Origin of the sequence: Actinosynnema sp. NPDC020468, from assembly GCF_040642015.1 — a bacterium.
Taxonomy (GTDB): Bacteria; Actinomycetota; Actinomycetes; order Mycobacteriales; family Pseudonocardiaceae; genus Actinosynnema.
This window is the reverse complement of sequence record NZ_JBFAEO010000003.1, coordinates 128,175-142,597: the sequence shown is the minus strand read 5'-3', so window position 1 is coordinate 142,597 and position 14,423 is coordinate 128,175. Positions and strand designations below refer to the sequence as shown.

General features: G+C 71.9%; 14 protein-coding genes. 5 read left to right on the top strand and 9 right to left on the bottom strand.

Annotated features, from left to right (window positions below):
• Nucleotides 1-247: 247 nt before the first annotated feature.
• Nucleotides 248-1,504 (bottom strand): SWIM zinc finger family protein, encoded by a 1,257-nt coding sequence (locus AB0G50_RS04315; RefSeq protein WP_360102114.1) that lies wholly within the window; start codon nucleotides 1,502-1,504, stop codon nucleotides 248-250.
• A gap of 39 nt (nucleotides 1,505-1,543) precedes the next feature.
• Complete coding sequence (locus AB0G50_RS04310) at nucleotides 1,544-2,716, bottom strand: homogentisate 1,2-dioxygenase (RefSeq protein ID WP_360102112.1); 1,173 nt, start codon at nucleotides 2,714-2,716, stop codon at nucleotides 1,544-1,546.
• Nucleotides 2,717-2,785: 69 nt separating this feature from the next.
• Here AB0G50_RS04310 and AB0G50_RS04305 point away from each other — a divergent pair, with 69 nt between their 5' ends.
• The 5 genes from AB0G50_RS04305 to cydB all read left to right on the top strand — a co-directional run bounded on the left by AB0G50_RS04305 (nucleotide 2,786) and on the right by cydB (nucleotide 8,085).
• Nucleotides 2,786-3,652: a hypothetical protein gene (locus AB0G50_RS04305; RefSeq protein ID WP_360102110.1), complete on the top strand. Its 867-nt coding sequence runs from the start codon at nucleotides 2,786-2,788 to the stop codon at nucleotides 3,650-3,652.
• Nucleotides 3,649-4,821 (top strand): fumarylacetoacetate hydrolase family protein, encoded by a 1,173-nt coding sequence (locus AB0G50_RS04300; RefSeq protein ID WP_360102108.1) that lies wholly within the window; start codon nucleotides 3,649-3,651, stop codon nucleotides 4,819-4,821. Before AB0G50_RS04305 ends, AB0G50_RS04300 begins: the two co-directional genes overlap by 4 nt.
• Nucleotides 4,822-4,824: 3 nt before the next feature.
• Nucleotides 4,825-5,490: a helix-turn-helix domain-containing protein gene (locus AB0G50_RS04295; RefSeq protein ID WP_360102106.1), complete on the top strand. Its 666-nt coding sequence runs from the start codon at nucleotides 4,825-4,827 to the stop codon at nucleotides 5,488-5,490.
• A gap of 110 nt (nucleotides 5,491-5,600) precedes the next feature.
• Complete coding sequence (locus AB0G50_RS04290; RefSeq protein WP_360102104.1) at nucleotides 5,601-7,067, top strand: cytochrome ubiquinol oxidase subunit I; 1,467 nt, start codon at nucleotides 5,601-5,603, stop codon at nucleotides 7,065-7,067.
• Nucleotides 7,068-7,077: 10 nt separating this feature from the next.
• Nucleotides 7,078-8,085, top strand: a complete 1,008-nt coding sequence (gene cydB, locus AB0G50_RS04285; protein WP_360102102.1) for a cytochrome d ubiquinol oxidase subunit II — start codon at nucleotides 7,078-7,080, stop codon at nucleotides 8,083-8,085.
• A 96-nt stretch (nucleotides 8,086-8,181) separates the two neighbouring features.
• On the opposite strand, the gene AB0G50_RS04280 is transcribed toward cydB, so the two are convergent.
• From AB0G50_RS04280 to AB0G50_RS04250, 7 genes are read right to left on the bottom strand one after another with little or no spacing between them, the layout of a single operon-like run.
• On the bottom strand, nucleotides 8,182-8,823 hold the full coding sequence (locus AB0G50_RS04280) for a ricin-type beta-trefoil lectin domain protein (RefSeq protein WP_360102100.1): 642 nt from the start codon (nucleotides 8,821-8,823) through the stop codon (nucleotides 8,182-8,184).
• Nucleotides 8,824-8,827: 4 nt separating this feature from the next.
• Nucleotides 8,828-10,144, bottom strand: a complete 1,317-nt coding sequence (locus AB0G50_RS04275) for a HAMP domain-containing sensor histidine kinase (protein ID WP_360102098.1) — start codon at nucleotides 10,142-10,144, stop codon at nucleotides 8,828-8,830.
• Between the two features lie 44 nt (nucleotides 10,145-10,188).
• Complete coding sequence (locus AB0G50_RS04270) at nucleotides 10,189-10,872, bottom strand: response regulator transcription factor (protein ID WP_360102096.1); 684 nt, start codon at nucleotides 10,870-10,872, stop codon at nucleotides 10,189-10,191.
• Nucleotides 10,873-10,894: 22 nt separating this feature from the next.
• Nucleotides 10,895-11,392 (bottom strand): hypothetical protein, encoded by a 498-nt coding sequence (locus AB0G50_RS04265; RefSeq protein ID WP_360102094.1) that lies wholly within the window; start codon nucleotides 11,390-11,392, stop codon nucleotides 10,895-10,897.
• 16 nt (nucleotides 11,393-11,408) lie between these two features.
• Complete coding sequence (locus AB0G50_RS04260; RefSeq protein WP_360102092.1) at nucleotides 11,409-12,581, bottom strand: ABC transporter permease; 1,173 nt, start codon at nucleotides 12,579-12,581, stop codon at nucleotides 11,409-11,411.
• On the bottom strand, nucleotides 12,578-13,258 hold the full coding sequence (locus AB0G50_RS04255) for an ABC transporter ATP-binding protein (protein ID WP_360102090.1): 681 nt from the start codon (nucleotides 13,256-13,258) through the stop codon (nucleotides 12,578-12,580). Before AB0G50_RS04255 ends, AB0G50_RS04260 begins: the two co-directional genes overlap by 4 nt.
• Nucleotides 13,255-14,403: an HlyD family efflux transporter periplasmic adaptor subunit gene (locus tag AB0G50_RS04250; RefSeq protein ID WP_360102088.1), complete on the bottom strand. Its 1,149-nt coding sequence runs from the start codon at nucleotides 14,401-14,403 to the stop codon at nucleotides 13,255-13,257. The genes AB0G50_RS04255 and AB0G50_RS04250 overlap by 4 nt, the downstream gene beginning before the upstream one ends.
• Between the last annotated feature and the right edge of the window lie 20 nt (nucleotides 14,404-14,423).

Sequence of the window (14,423 nt, the reverse complement as noted above, 5' to 3'; positions counted from 1 at the left end):
GTCCGGTCGGACGGCAGTGGGCAGGCCGGGCCGGCGCCGTTTGGCCTTCTCGGGTTGTCGGTCGGGTCGGGTCGGTGCGCGCGGTGTGGCGTCACGGCCCGAGGGGCCGGAGCCTGAGGCGCGGGCGTTCGAGGGGGCAGCGGCCGGGTCGAGGTGGCGACGTCTCCGCCCGTCCCGCGGGTTGCGGCGGGCAGGTGCGGGCCGACCGGGCGGGGTGTCGCGGGCTCGAGGGCGCGGGGCGGGGTGGTCACACGACCTCCGGTGCGCGGTCGGGGAGGGCGGTGGCGCCGACGCGGAACTCGTGGCCCGTCCACAGGCCGTAGGTCGTGAAGGGCGCGCCTCCGGTCAGGGCCAGGGCCCGATCCCACGGCAGGTCGCGGCGCACGGGCAGGCCTCGGCCCTCGGTGTCCACCAGGTGGGTCGCGGTCGCCCGCACGGGGCCGCACGCGAGCGGGTGGAGGCGTTGCCACGGGTCGGCGCGCAAAGCCGGTTCCAGGCCGGCCAGGGCGGCCCGCCACGTCGTGGGCGCGGGCACCGCACCGGCCGGCGTCTCGGTCCGGGTGTCGCCCACCGCGACCCGGGTCGAGCCCGGGTACGGGTGCAGGACGCCCTCGAACTCCACGCCGTGCGGCAGCGGGGGTGCCGGGCGGGCGCCGCCGCCGGCGTGCCGGATCGCGACGAACCAGCCGTGCGCGCGGCCCCACACCCACTGGCGGACGGTGCGGACCAGGCCGTCGTCGGTGTCCAGGCGGATCAGCGGCAGCCAGCGGTCGGCCAGGCCCGGTCCGGCGCGGACCTCCTCCTCCGGCACGGAGAAGCCCAGCCGGCGGCGCACGAGGTCGGTGTCGGTTGCCGCCAGGCGGGTCAGCAGGTGCAGGCCGCCCAGCCGGTCGGCCGCGTCGTGCGCCCAGTGCGCGCCGCCGGCCGCGACCACGGCCCGCAGTTCCTCCACCGCCGACGCCAGCCCCTTGGCCTGCGCGTCGACCATCCGCGCGCCGATCGAGTGCCACCACGCCGCGTCCCGGCCGGGCAGGCCCGCGATGCCCGCGTCCGCCACGTCGCCCAGCCAGTCGGCCAGACCCGTGACGCCCGCGCGCACCGCGCCCTCACGACTGCGCGCGGTGCGCTCCTTGGCCTTCGCCCGCCGCTGCACCGCCTCGGGCGAGGTGTCGACGGCCTTGGCCGCGCCCGCCTTCCGCCTGGTCAGCCACTCGGTCACCCAGTCGGGCGCGGTGCCCGGCTCGAGCGGCGAGCGGGCGTCGACCAGCTGGAGCGCCACCGCGTGCTTGCACGGGAACTTCCGCGACGGGCAGCTGCACTTCGCCGCCCGGTCGCCGAGGTCGACCACCACCGCGTACGGGGTCCGGCCGCTGCCCTTGCAGAAACCCCACAGGGCCTCGGGGTCGCGACCGAGCCCCGACCAGCCGGAAGACCCGGCCAGCTTGGTGGCGGCGCCCGCCACCCCGCTGTCCGGAGCCAGTTCCAGAACCGCCTGTGCGTCCATGGCTGCGGAGAGTACGGACGGGCACCGACAATTCCGGGATCAGTCCAGGTCGGGGCCTCGGCGCGACCACGACCACGCGTAGCGCGGGTCCTCGCCGGCCAGCGCCGCCTCGCCCAGCTCCAGCGGCCGGAACGTGTCGACCATGACGGCGGTCTCGTCGAACGCCTCGGCGCCCAGCGAGGCCTCCACCGCGCCCGGCTGCGGACCGTGCGTGCAGCCCGACGGGTGCAGCGACAGCGACCCGATGCCGATGCCCGAGCCCTTGCGCGCCTCGTAGTCGCCGCCGACGTAGAACATCAGCTCGTCGGAGTCCACGTTCGCGTGGTTGTAGGGCACCGGCACCGACAGCGGGTGGTAGTCGACCTTGCGCGGCACGAACGAGCACACCACGAAGTTCGGGCCCTCGAAGGTCTGGTGCACGGGCGGCGGCTGGTGCACGCGCCCGGTGATCGGCTCGAAGTCCCGGATGTTGAACACCCACGGGTACAGGTGCCCGTCCCAGCCGACGACGTCGAACGGGTGGTTCGCGTAGGTGAACCGGGTGAGCCCGGCGCGGTGCCGGACCAGCACGTCCACGTCCTCGCCGTCGACCAGCAGCGGCTCGACGGGTCCGCGCACGTCGCGCTCGCAGTACGGCGAGTGCTCCAGGAACTGGCCCTTGGCCGACAGGTAGCGCTTCGGCGGCCCGATGTGCCCGGTCGCCTCCAGCACCAGCAGGCTCAGCGGCGTCTCGGGTACCACCCGGTAGGTGGTCGAGGTCGGCAGCACGACGTAGTCGCCGGGACCCACGGGCAGCGCGCCGTAGATCGTCTCCACGACGCCCTCGCCCTCCTGGACGTAGAGCAGTTCGTCGCCCGCCGCGTTGCGGTACAGGGGGCTCGCGACCGACGCGCGGACGAACCCGATCGTCACGTCCGGGTTGCCGAACAGCCGTCGGCGACCGGTGACCGCGTCGGCGTCGTCCCAGGTCAGGTCGGTGGTCTTGAAGTGGCGGGGCTTGAGCGGGAGGTTCGGCTCGAGCGGGCCCCGGTCGTCCGCCACGGTCACCGCGTCCACGATGGCGGTCGGCAGGTGGCGGTGGTAGAGCAGTGCCGAATCGGCCGAGAAGCCCTCGACGCCCATCAGCTCTTCCGCGTACAGCCCGCCCTCCGGTGTGCGGAACTGCGTGTGGCGCTTTCGGGGGATTTCCCCGACCTGGCGGTAGTACGCCATCGTCTCACTCCGGCGTTCGATAGTCGGACATCTTTGTTCATTGACCGGTACGCCACTAGCGTGTCAGCCGTGTCAAGCGCCTTCGAACTCCGTGCGCCCGGTCCACGCGGCACTCCGCCCCTGCTCGCGCGGCTCGTCGACGACGCCGCGCTGTTCCCGCCGGGCAACGCGACGATGCCCGACGCGGTACGCGGTCACCTCGACGCGCGCGTCGGGGAGTGGGCCGGTGCGGTTGGTCTCTTCCTGTGTCCCGCTTCGCGGCTGGCCGAGCTGATCACCGAGCTGATCAAGGTCAAGCCGGTGAAGCCGATCGCCCTGTCCCTGGTCATCGACACGGGGCTGGGGGGTGTGCCCAAAGCCGTGTCGATCGTGGAGTCGCGCAGCGAGCTGCTGGCCCTGCGGATGGTCGAGATGCCCGCCCCGTCCGACGTGGACGAGGTGTGGCTGGAACGCGTCTCGGAGTTCGTGCCCGAGGACGTGATCCGCGTGGTCGAACCCCGGCGCGGCGGCGCCGAGTGGCTCGACGGCGTGCGTCGCGTCATCGAGCACGGCAGCTGGCCCAAGCTCCGCTGCGGCGGTCTGAGCCGGGAGAACTTCCCGAGCCTGGACGAGGTCGCGGACTTCCTCGCGGTGGTCAGCGGCGGCGGGGTGGCCTTCAAGGCGACCGCCGGCCTGCACCACGCCGTCCGCTACACGGACGAGAAGACCGGCTTCACCCACCACGGTTTCCTCAACCTGCTCGTCGCGACCGCGCGTGCGCTCTCCGGCGGCGACGTCCGGGACGCGCTGGGCGCCACCGACGCGGCGGCGCTCGGCGAGGAGGCCCGGTCGCTGTCCGACCAGGCCGCCCACGCGGTCCGCGGCGTGTTCGCGTCCTACGGCTCGTGCTCACTGGACGAGCCGATCACCGACCTCGAAGAGCTGGGGCTGCTGTGAGCTGGATCGACGACCCGCAGTTCCGGGCGGACGCCCCGTTCGGACCGCAGACCCTTCCCTACGGGGTGATCCCGGCGGGCATCGCGGTGCGCGTGGGTGACCAGGCGTTGCCGTTGCGCCCCCTGGCGGACCACTTCGGTCCCCGACTGGGTGAACTCGTGGCCGCGGACTCCCTCGACCCGCTGCTGGCCGCCGGCCGGCCCGTGTGGAGCGAGCTGCGCGCCCGCGTGGTGGAACTGGCCACGGCCGTGTCCGCGCCGCGCGGCGCCTCGCTGGTCGGCCTGGACGACGCCGTGCTGCCGTTCCGGGTCGCCGACTACGTGGACTTCTACTCGTCGCGGCACCACGCGGAGAACGTCGGCCGGATCTTCCGCCCCGACGGCGACCCGCTGCTGCCCAACTGGACGCACATCCCGATCGGCTACCACGGCCGCGCGGGCACCGTCGTCGTCTCCGGCACGGACGTGGTGCGGCCCAGCGGTCAGCGCAAGACCCCCGAGGGCCCGGTGTTCGGCCCGTCGCAGCGGCTCGACATCGAGGCCGAGGTCGGGTTCGTCTGCGGCGGCCCGGTCCGCTCGCGGCTGACCCCGTCACAGGCGGCCGACCACGTGTTCGGCGTGGCGCTGGTCAACGACTGGTCCGCGCGCGACATCCAGGCCTGGGAGTACGTGCCGCTGGGCCCGTTCCTGGGCAAGTCCTTCGCCACCTCGGTCGCCGCGTGGATCACCCCGCTGGAGGCGTTCGCGGTCGCCAGGGTCGCGCCGCCGCACGGCGACGTGCTGCCGTACCTGGTGGAGGAGAAGCCGTGGGGCCTCGACCTCGCGCTGGAGGTCGAGTGGAACGGCGTGCGGGTGTCCCGGCCGCCGTTCCGCGAGATGTTCTTCTCGTTCGCCCAGCAGCTCGCGCACCTGTCGTCCAACGGCGCTACCGTTCGGCCCGGTGACCTGATCGCGTCGGGCACCGTGTCCGGTCCGTCCCGCGACGAGCGCGGCTCCTTCCTGGAGCTGAGCTGGGGCGGCACCGAGCCGATCGCGCTGGACGGGGTCGAGCGGACGTTCCTGGAGGACGGCGACACGGTGCGGATCACCGCCACGGCCCCGGGCGAGGACGGCTCGCTCGTCGGCCTGGCCGAGGTGGTCGGCACGGTGCGGCCCGTCGACGAGAGGTAGGAAGTGAGACCGGAACCCCGGCCGAGGCTCCCCGTTCCGGCGTCGAAGGAGAGTTCCCTGACGCTGGAACGGGGCCTCGCCCTGCTCCAGGCGGTGGCGGACGCCGAGTCCGAGGCGCCGTCCATCAGCGAGCTGGCGGCGGCCATCGGCGCGTCCAGGGCGGCGGTGTACCGGCTGCTGGTGCCGTTGCAGTCGCGCGGCCTGGTGCGCCGCGAGGGTTCCAAGGTGCGGCTGGGCCTCGGCGTGCTGCGGCTGGCGTCGAACGTGCTGCCGCAGCTGCGCCTGGCCGCCCAGCCCGCCCTGCGCACGCTCGCCGAGCACGTCGGCGCGACCGCCCACCTGACCGTGGCCGACGGCACCGAGGCCCAGGCCGTCGCCGTGGTCGAACCGTCCTGGACGGCCTACCACGTGGCCTACCGGGTCGGCTCGCGCCACCCGGTGCACCGCGGCGCGGCGGGCAAGGCCATCGGCCTGTCGATGGAGGGCAGGCAGTGGGTGAACTCGACCGGCGAACTCCAGCCGGGCGCCTTCGGCGTGGCCGCGCCGGTGCGCGGGGTGCCCGGCCTGCGTGCCAGCGTGGGCGTGGTGGCCCTGGAGAAGCTCGACGGCGACGTCGTGGGCCCCCAGGTCGTCCGCGCCGCCCAGGAGGTCGCGGACGCCCTGCGGTGAGTCACGTCGCCGGCGCGGCCCGGTGACCGCGGCGACCGGGACCAACGTCCCGGTCCGGACGGGACGGTAGGACCTGAGCGGGACCCCGGGCACCGGCTTACCGTCACCTCGTGGACGTACTCGACCTGGCCCGGTGGCAGTTCGGCATCACCACCGTCTACCACTTCCTCATGGTGCCGCTGACGATCGGGCTGTCGCTGCTCGTGGCGGGCATGCAGACGGCCTGGGTGCGGACCGGCGACCGCAAGTACCTGGGCATGACGAAGTTCTGGGGCAAGCTGCTCCTGATCAACTTCGCCATGGGCGTGGTCACCGGGATCGTGCAGGAGTTCCAGTTCGGCATGGCCTGGAGCGCCTACTCGCGGTTCGTCGGCGACGTGTTCGGCGCGCCGCTGGCCATGGAGGGCCTGGTCGCGTTCTTCGTGGAGTCCACGTTCCTCGGGCTCTGGATCTTCGGCTGGGACCGGTTGCCGCGCAAGGTGCACCTGGCCTGCGCGTGGGCGTTCTCGCTGGCCACGATCGCGTCGGCGTACTTCATCCTGGCCGCGAACTCGTGGATGCAGCACCCGGTCGGCGTCGTGCTGGAGGACGGCCGGCCGCGGCTCACCTCGATCTGGGCGGTGCTGACCAACAACACCGTACTGGCCGCGTTCCCGCACACGATCTTCGGCGCGTTCGCGGTGGCCGCGACGTTCCTGGTCGGCATCGCGTGCCGGCACCTGTGGCGGCGCAGCGACCACGAGGGCGTGTGGCGGGCGTCGGTCAAGCTCGGCACGTGGGTCGGCGTGGCGGCGTTCGCCGGGCTCGCGATCACCGGCGACTTCCAGGGCAAGCTGATGTTCCGGCAGCAGCCGATGAAGATGGCGGCCGCGGAGGCGTTGTGCCACACGGAGTCGCCGGCGTCGTTCTCGGTGTTCGCGATCGGCGACGTGTCGCGGGCGGACTGCGAGAACGTCAAGAGCGTCACCGTGCCGGCGCTGCTGTCCTTCCTGGCGCACAACGACTTCTCCTCCGAGGTCAAGGGCATCCAGGACCTCGTGCCGCTGTATCAGGCGAAGTACGGGACGAACTACCCGGTGGACGACCGGCTCGGCGAGTTGAGCGGCAAGCCGATCGACTACGTGCCGAACCTGCCGGTGACGTACTGGGGTTTCCGGCTGATGATCGGGTTCGGCGGGATCGCGGTCCTCGCGGGTCTCGCCGCCCTGTGGTCGACCAGGGGTGGCCGGGTGCCGAGCAGCCGGTGGTTCCCGGTCGCGGCGCTCGCGAGCATCGCGACCCCGTTCCTGGCCAACAGCTTCGGCTGGATCTTCACCGAGATGGGTCGCCAGCCGTTCGTGGTGGTGCCCAACCCGAGCGGGGTCGACGGGGTGTGGATGTTCACCGCGCGCGCGGTCTCGAACTCCACACCGGGGGAGCTGCTGACCTCGCTGATCACCTTGACGCTGGTCTACGGACTGCTCGCGTGCGTCGAGGTGTTCCTGATCCGGCGGTACGTCCGCGCGGGGGTCGCGGGCGTGCTGCCGGATCGGGAGGAACCGAAGACCGACGAAGACGTCCTGTCGTTCGCCTACTAGGAGACGGGCAGTGGAAACGCTCTGGTTCTGCGTGATCGCCCTGCTGTGGCTGGGCTACCTGTTCCTCGAGGGCTTCGACTTCGGCGTCGGCATGCTCCTCCCGGTGCTCGGCCGGGACGAGACCGAGCGGCGGGTGCTGATCAACACCATCGGTCCCGTGTGGGACGGCAACGAGGTGTGGTTGCTGGTCGCGGGCGGTGCCACGTTCGCGGCCTTCCCGGGCTGGTACGCGTCGCTGTTCAGCTCGGCGTACCTGCCGCTCACCCTCTTCCTCGTCGCGCTGATCGCCCGCGGCGTCGCGTTCGAGTACCGCGGCAAGGTGGACTCGGCGCGCTGGCGGCGGCTGTGGGACACGATGATCGTGGCCGGGTCGTGGGTCGCGGCACTGGGCGTGGGCCTGGTGCTGTCGGCGAACGTCTTCGGCCTTCCCCTGGACGCGAACGGTGACCGAGTGGGGTCGCCGTTCGCGGCCATCACCCCGCAGTCGCTGCTCGGCGCGCTCGCGGTGGCGGGGTACGCGCTGGTGCACGGCGCGGTGTTCCTGACGCTCAAGACCGAGGGCGAGGTCCGGGAGCGGGCCCGCGGGCTGGTGCTGCGGTACGCGCCGTTCGCGTTGCTGCCGCTGGTGGTGCTGTTGTTGCTGGTGCAGTTGCACTCGGGCTCGACGTGGACGTGGGCGGCGTCGATCGTGGTCGCCCTGGCGGCGCTCGGCGGGTACGCGCGGTTGGTGCTGCGGCGGGAGGGGCAGGCGTTCGCGCTGATGGGCGTCGCGGTGGCGGCGACCGTGGTGGCGCTGTTCGGCGCGCTGTACCCGAACGTGCTGCCGTCCACGCTGGACCCGGCGTTCTCGCTGACCGTGGCCGACACCGCGTCCAGCCCGTACACGCTGACCGTGATGACGTGGGTCGCCGCGTTCGGCACCCCGGCCGTGCTGGTGTACCAGGGCTGGACCTACTGGGTCTTCCGCAAGCGCATCGGCACCCGCCACATCCCGGCCGTGCACGTGCCCTCGTCGTAGGATCGTCCTACAATCCTTCGATCCTCTAGTTCAACGGTACCCTTGAGGACTCGTTGAACTAGAGGATCGTTGAACAATCTGCCGGCCGCTGGTCCGCTACACGGACCAGCGGGACCACAATTGATCCCGGTAATTCTCGTTGCACGGGAACAAGAACACGCTCCCGTCACCGTGCGCCGCGACACACCGGCTCTGGAATGCCCAGTTGACCAGTTGGAAGCTGCTGCCCCTCTGGTAGAAGAGCCACCACTGGTCGCTGTACGAGGTGTTGCACTCGAAGGTGAACACCGAGCCGTCGGCATGTGCGGCGAGGCACTTCCCGCTGTACGCGTTGACCAGTTGGAGAGTGCCGTTGTAAGTCCAGATCTGGTCGGCGTACAGGATTCCGCAATCGGTGTACAGGAAGACCGCGGGATGGTGGTTGGCCAGGCAACCGTTCGGCAGTTCCTGGTTGAACAGCTGGTAGACGCCCGGAAGCCGGGGCGCGGCAGTGGGTGTGGCGGCGGGTGCCGCGGCCGTCGACAACGCCATCACGGCGACGGCGACCGACAGCGCGGCGCAGAACTTCCCGATGCGCGATCCGATGAGCACGATTCCCCTCCACATCGCTCCGGTGGATTGCGATCGGGGGAAAATTATCAGCCGTTCCCGGATGTCGGTGAAATCCTGACCGGGTATCACCCTGTCGGTGCGCGACCGCCGGTGCGCCGAATTCCGGGCCGCCGCGAAATCGACCATCGGCTCACCGCTCGGGCAATTCCACCCGGAAAGTCGCACCCTCGCCCGGCGCGGTCGTCAGCGTCACGGTGCCGCCGTGCGCCTCCACGATCGCCCGCACGATGGCCAACCCCAACCCCGTGCCGCCCTGGGAACTGCGGGCCGCGTCGGCCCGGTAGAAGCGCTCGAAGACGCGGTCGGCCTGGTCGGCGGTCATCCCCGGGCCGTGGTCGACCACCTCGACCACCGCGCCCGGCCGGACCCGCACCTGAACCGGCGCGGAGTCCGGCGTGTGCGCCAGCGCGTTGCCCACCAGGTTCGCGAACACCTGCCGCAGCCGCGCCTCGTCACCCGGCACGACCACCGCCGCCGCGTCCAGCGCGATCTCCCGCCCCGGCGCCACCGCCCGCGCGTCCCGCACCGCGTCCGCCGCCAGCACCACCAGGTCCACCGGCTCGGACCGCAACGCCCGGTCCTGGTCCAACCGCGCCAGCAGCAGCAACTCCTCCACCAGCACGCCCATCCGCACCGACTGCTCCTCGATGCGCCGCAACGCGTCCGGCGCCGGCGCCGCGCCCTGCCGGAACAGCTCGGCGTACCCCCGGATCGACGTCAGCGGCGTGCGCAGCTCGTGCGAGGCGTCCGCGACGAACCGCCGCATCCGCACCTCCGACCGCCGCGCCTCCTCCTCGGACGCGGCCCGGGCCTGGAACGCGGTCTCGATGTGGCCCAGCATCACGTTCAGCGACGTGGCGAGCCGCCCGACCTCGCTGCCCGGCTGCCGCACCGGCACCCGCCGCGACAGGTCGCCCGCCGCGATCGCCTCCGCGGTCGCCTCGACCTCCTCCAACGGCCGCGTCGACCGCCGCACCAGCAGGTGCCCGGCCACCGCCATCAGCAGCACCGCGCCGAGGCTGATCAGCAGGAACGTCTCCCGCAGGTCGTCCACCGCGTCGTCGACGTCGGCCTGCGACACCGCGACCACCAGCTCCGCGTCGCCGACCCGCCGCGCCAGCACCCGCCACCGCCGGTCACCCGACACCGACCCGACCGTGGTCGGCGAGCCGGTCAACCCGCCGTACCCGGGCAGGTCCGGTTTCGGTCCGTCCGACGGCGTGCTCAGCTCGACCGTGCGCCCGGTCGAATCGCGCAGCAGCGCCACGTCCTGCTGGAAGAACCCCCTGGTCACGCCGCGCGACACGGCCTGGGCGACCTGGCGTTCCGCGCCGTCCGCGATCCGGCTGAGCCGACCGTCGACCTGGCCGAGCAGGTACCGCTCCATGACCTGCGAGCCGATGAGCCACGTGCCGAGCAGTCCGGCCGTGGTGAGCAGCACGAGCACCGCGACCAGGCGGACGCGCAGCGACGTGCCCCGCGGCGACCTGGTCAGGACGGCCTGCGCAGCACGTACCCGATGCCGCGCACGGTGTGGATCAGCCGCGGCTCCACGTCGTCCACCTTGCGCCGCAGGTAGGAGATGTAGGACTCGACCACGCCCACCTCGCCGTTGAAGTCGTAGTGCCAGACCTGGTCCAGGATCTGGGCCTTCGACAGCACCCGGCCCGCGTTGCGCAGCAGGTAGTGCAGCAGCTTGAACTCCGTGGGCGACAGCTCGACCACCCGGCCCGCCCGGCGCACCCGGTGGCTGTCCACGTCGAGTTCGAGATCGGCGTAGGACAGCGGTTCCGCGGGCTCGCGCGGCGGTTTCGTCCGCCGCAGCACGGCGTGCACCCGGGCGATGACCTCCTCCAGGCTGAACGGCTTGGTGATGTAGTCGTCGCCGCCGATGGTCAACCCGGTGATCTTGTCCTCGGACGCGTCGCGCGCGGTCAGGAACAGCACCGGGATGGTCTGCCCGCCCGCGCGCAACCACCGCAGCACGTCGAACCCGTCGCGGTCGGGCAGCATCACGTCCAGCAGGATCAGGTCGGGCGGCTCCTTCTCCACGTGCCGCAACGCCTCGCCGCCGGTGGCGGCGGTGTCCACGGCGAACCCGTTGAACCGCAGGCTCGCCGCCAGCAGCTCCCGGATGCTCGGTTCGTCCTCGACCACCAGCAGCCTGCCGTGCACCGCCCCACCCCCTCGCCGCGTCCTACTCCGTACGCCGGGTCACCGTCTGCGCCGCCACCGTGCCGTCGGAGCCGGCCTGGCCCTGCACGACGACCTGGTTGCCCGCCTTGAGGTCGGACAGCGCGCCCTGATCGGTCAGCTCCACCTTGGTCGAGTCCGATGTGGACACCTTCACCACGGTACCGTCCTGCGTCTTCACGTACAGGGTGGTGCCGTCCACGTGGTCGACGGTGCCGATCGTGCCGCGGCGCGCGGCCTGGCCCTGTTGGCCCTGCTGACCCTGGCCCTGGCCCGCGCCGGGGAAGCCCTCGCCGCGCTGCCGTCCCGCGCCCGCCGCCTGCTGGGTGGTCGTGGCGGACGTGCCGAACGCCTTGTGCGTCAGCACACCGCCGACGAACGCGATCACCAGCAGCACCGCCACGCCGAGCAGCGCGGTCGTCCTGTTCACACCGCCCTTGGCCTGCTTGAGCTTCGCGTCCAGGTTCTCGTCGGGCAGCGGCTGGTCCAGTGGGTTGCTCACGGTCGTTTCCTCGGGATCACTCATGGCGCAAGGCCTCGATGGGACGCAGCCGGGCGGCCCGGCCTGCGGGGTAGCTGCCGAAGAACAGTCCGATCAGCGCCGACACCGCGAACGCGAGCAGCACCGACGACGGCACCAGCACGGGTTCGATGCCCGCGATGGTGAACCGGGTGCCGATCACGCCCACGAGCACGCCGAGCGCGCCGCCGAACAGGCTGAGCAGCGTGGCCTCGACCAGGAACTGGCCGAGGATGGTCGACCGCGGCGCGCCGACGGCCTTGCGGATGCCGATCTCCCGGATCCGCTCGGTCACCGTGACCAGCATGATGTTGGTGATGCCGATCCCGCCCACCAGCAACGAGATCGCGGCCACCGACGCGAGCAGCACGGTGAACGTCTCGGTGGTCTGGGTGCGCGCGGTCAGCAGCTGTTCCTGGCTCAGCACCCGGTAGTCGGCGGTTTGGGTGCCGGTGATGTGGTGGCGGCCGTTGAGGATCGCGGTCGCCTCGGCCTGCGCGGTCGCCACGTCGTCGCCGCTGCGCGCCTGCACCACGATCTGGCTCAACCCGCCGAACCCGGTCAGCGCGTTCTGCACGGTGCTCAGCGGCGCGACCGCGATGTTGTCCGCGTCCTGCAACCCGCTCGAGCCCTTGCTCGCCAGCACGCCCGTCACGGTGAACGGGATGTTGTTGACCAGCAACGACTTCCCGATCGGGTCGGTGCCCGGGAACAGCTCGGTCGCCACCGTCGCGCCGATCACCACGACCTTGCGCGCCCGCTGGACGTCGTCGTCCCCGAACAGGCTTCCCTGCGCGGGCGTGCTGTTGGTGGTCTCGAAGTACGACGGGTCGGTGCCGAGGAACTGGCTGACGTCGTAGCTCTTGCCGCCGTAGATGGTGGTCGCGCTGGTGGAGCTGACCGGCGACGCGTGCTTCACCGCGTCCGCCTCGGCGAGCGCCTTCGCGTCCTGCGCGGTGAGCTTGGCGTTGCGCTGCGGGCTGATGGTGATGATGTTGGTGCCCAGCCCGGAGATGCTGTTCTGCACCGCCGTCGACGCGCCGTTGCCCACCGCGATCAGCAGGATCACCGACGCGACGCCGATCAGGATGCCCAGCGTGGTCAGCGCCGAGCGCATCTTGTTGGCGGCCAGGCCGCGCAGCGCGAACCCCGCGATGTCGAGGACCCTCATACGAGTGCACCCGCCATCCGGCCGTCCACGACCCGCACGGTGCGGTGCGCGTGCGCGGCGACGTCGTCCTCGTGCGTGATCAGCACGACGGTGCGGCCGGCCGCGTTGAGGCGGTCCAGGATCGCCAGCACGTCGCGGCTGCTCGCGGTGTCCAGGTTGCCGGTCGGCTCGTCGGCCAGCACGATCGCCGGGCTGGTCACCAGGGCGCGCGCGATGGCCACCCGCTGCTGCTGACCGCCGGAGAGTTCGTTGGGGCGGTGGGTTTCCCGGTCCGCGAGGCCCACCAGGTCGAGCGCCGCCCTGGCCCGGGCGCGGCGGTCGTGCTTCTTCAAGCCCGCGTACACCAGCGGCAGTTCCACGTTGGCCAGCGCGGTGGTCCGCGGCACCAGGTTGAACGACTGGAACACGAAACCGATCTTCCTGTTGCGCAGCAAGGAGAGCTGGCTCTCCTGGAAGTCGCCGGTGTCGATGCCGTCGAGCAGGTAGCGGCCGCTCGTCGGCACGTCCAGGCACCCCAGGATGTTGAGCAGCGTGGACTTGCCGGAGCCCGACGCGCCCATGATCGCCAGGTACTCGCCCTGCCGCACCGTGAGGTCCAGCCCGCGCAACGCGTGCACGGCCGTGTCGCCCGCGCCGTAGGTCTTGCGCAGGTCCCGGACCTCGATGACCGGGGTCACCGCCCGCCGCCGCGGGTGCCGCCCTGACCGGTGCCGCCGACGCCCGGGAAGTTGCCGGTGCCCTGGCGCTGCCCGGTTCCCGCCTGGGTCGTGCTCTGGGTGACCTGCGGCAGCACGACCTGCTCGCCGTCGCTCAGCCCGTCGGTGATCTGCACGTACTGGTCGCCGCGCACCCCGACCTGGACCGTTTTCGTGGTCTCCTGGCCGTTCTCGAGCACCTTGACGGTGTTCGTCGTGCCGGTCGTGGTGACCGCGGCGGACGGCACGGCCACGCCGGTCGCCTGCGCCACGGTGATCTCGACGCTCGCGGACTGGCCGGGGCGCAGGCCCTCGGGGAGGCTGTTCAGGCCGACCGTGACGCCGTACTGCACCACGTTGTTCGACGTCGTGGGCAGCAGGTCGACCTGGGTCACCTTGCCCGCCAACGCTTGTGCGGACAGCGCGTTGACCGTGACGGCGGCGGTCTGGTCGAGCTTGAGCTTGCCGATGTCGTTCTCGGCGACGTTCGCGTGCAGCACCAGGTTCTTCATGTCGGTCAACGTGATGAAGCCCGACGACGTGGTGCCGGTGCCGGTGCTGCTGCTCCCGGACTGGCCGCTGCCGCTGCTGCTGCTGCTGCTCGACGACCCGGCCTTCTGCCCGACCGCGCCGGTGAGGCTCGTGACGGTGCCGTCCTGGGGCGCGGTCAGCGTCGCGGCGGCCAGGTTGTCCTGCGCCTGGGTGAGCGCCAGCGTGCTCTGGTTGACCTGCGACTCCTGCTGCGGCGTCGACGTGCCCTTGGCCTCGGCGTTGGTCAGCGTCAGCTGCGCCTGGTCGAGGTTGTCCTGGGCGATGTCCACCTGGAGCTGGAGCTGCCTGGTGTCGAGCTTCGCCAGGGTTTGGCCCTTGGCCACCGTGTCGCCGACCTTGACGTCCAGCTCGGTGACGGGGCCGGAGGTGGCGAAGTTCAGCGTGGCGGTGGCGAAGCTCTGCACCTCGCCGGAGGCGGTGACCACCTCCGAGACGTCCCGGGTCGCGGCCGCGGCGGTGCGGGTCTGGGTGCTCTCCGCGCTGCCGCCGGTGCCGAAGAACACCAGGTAACCGGCGACCACGACGCCGACGAGCACGACCACCAGCAGGCCGTTGACGATCCACGATCTCCTCATGGTGTCGGAGTCTCTTGGTC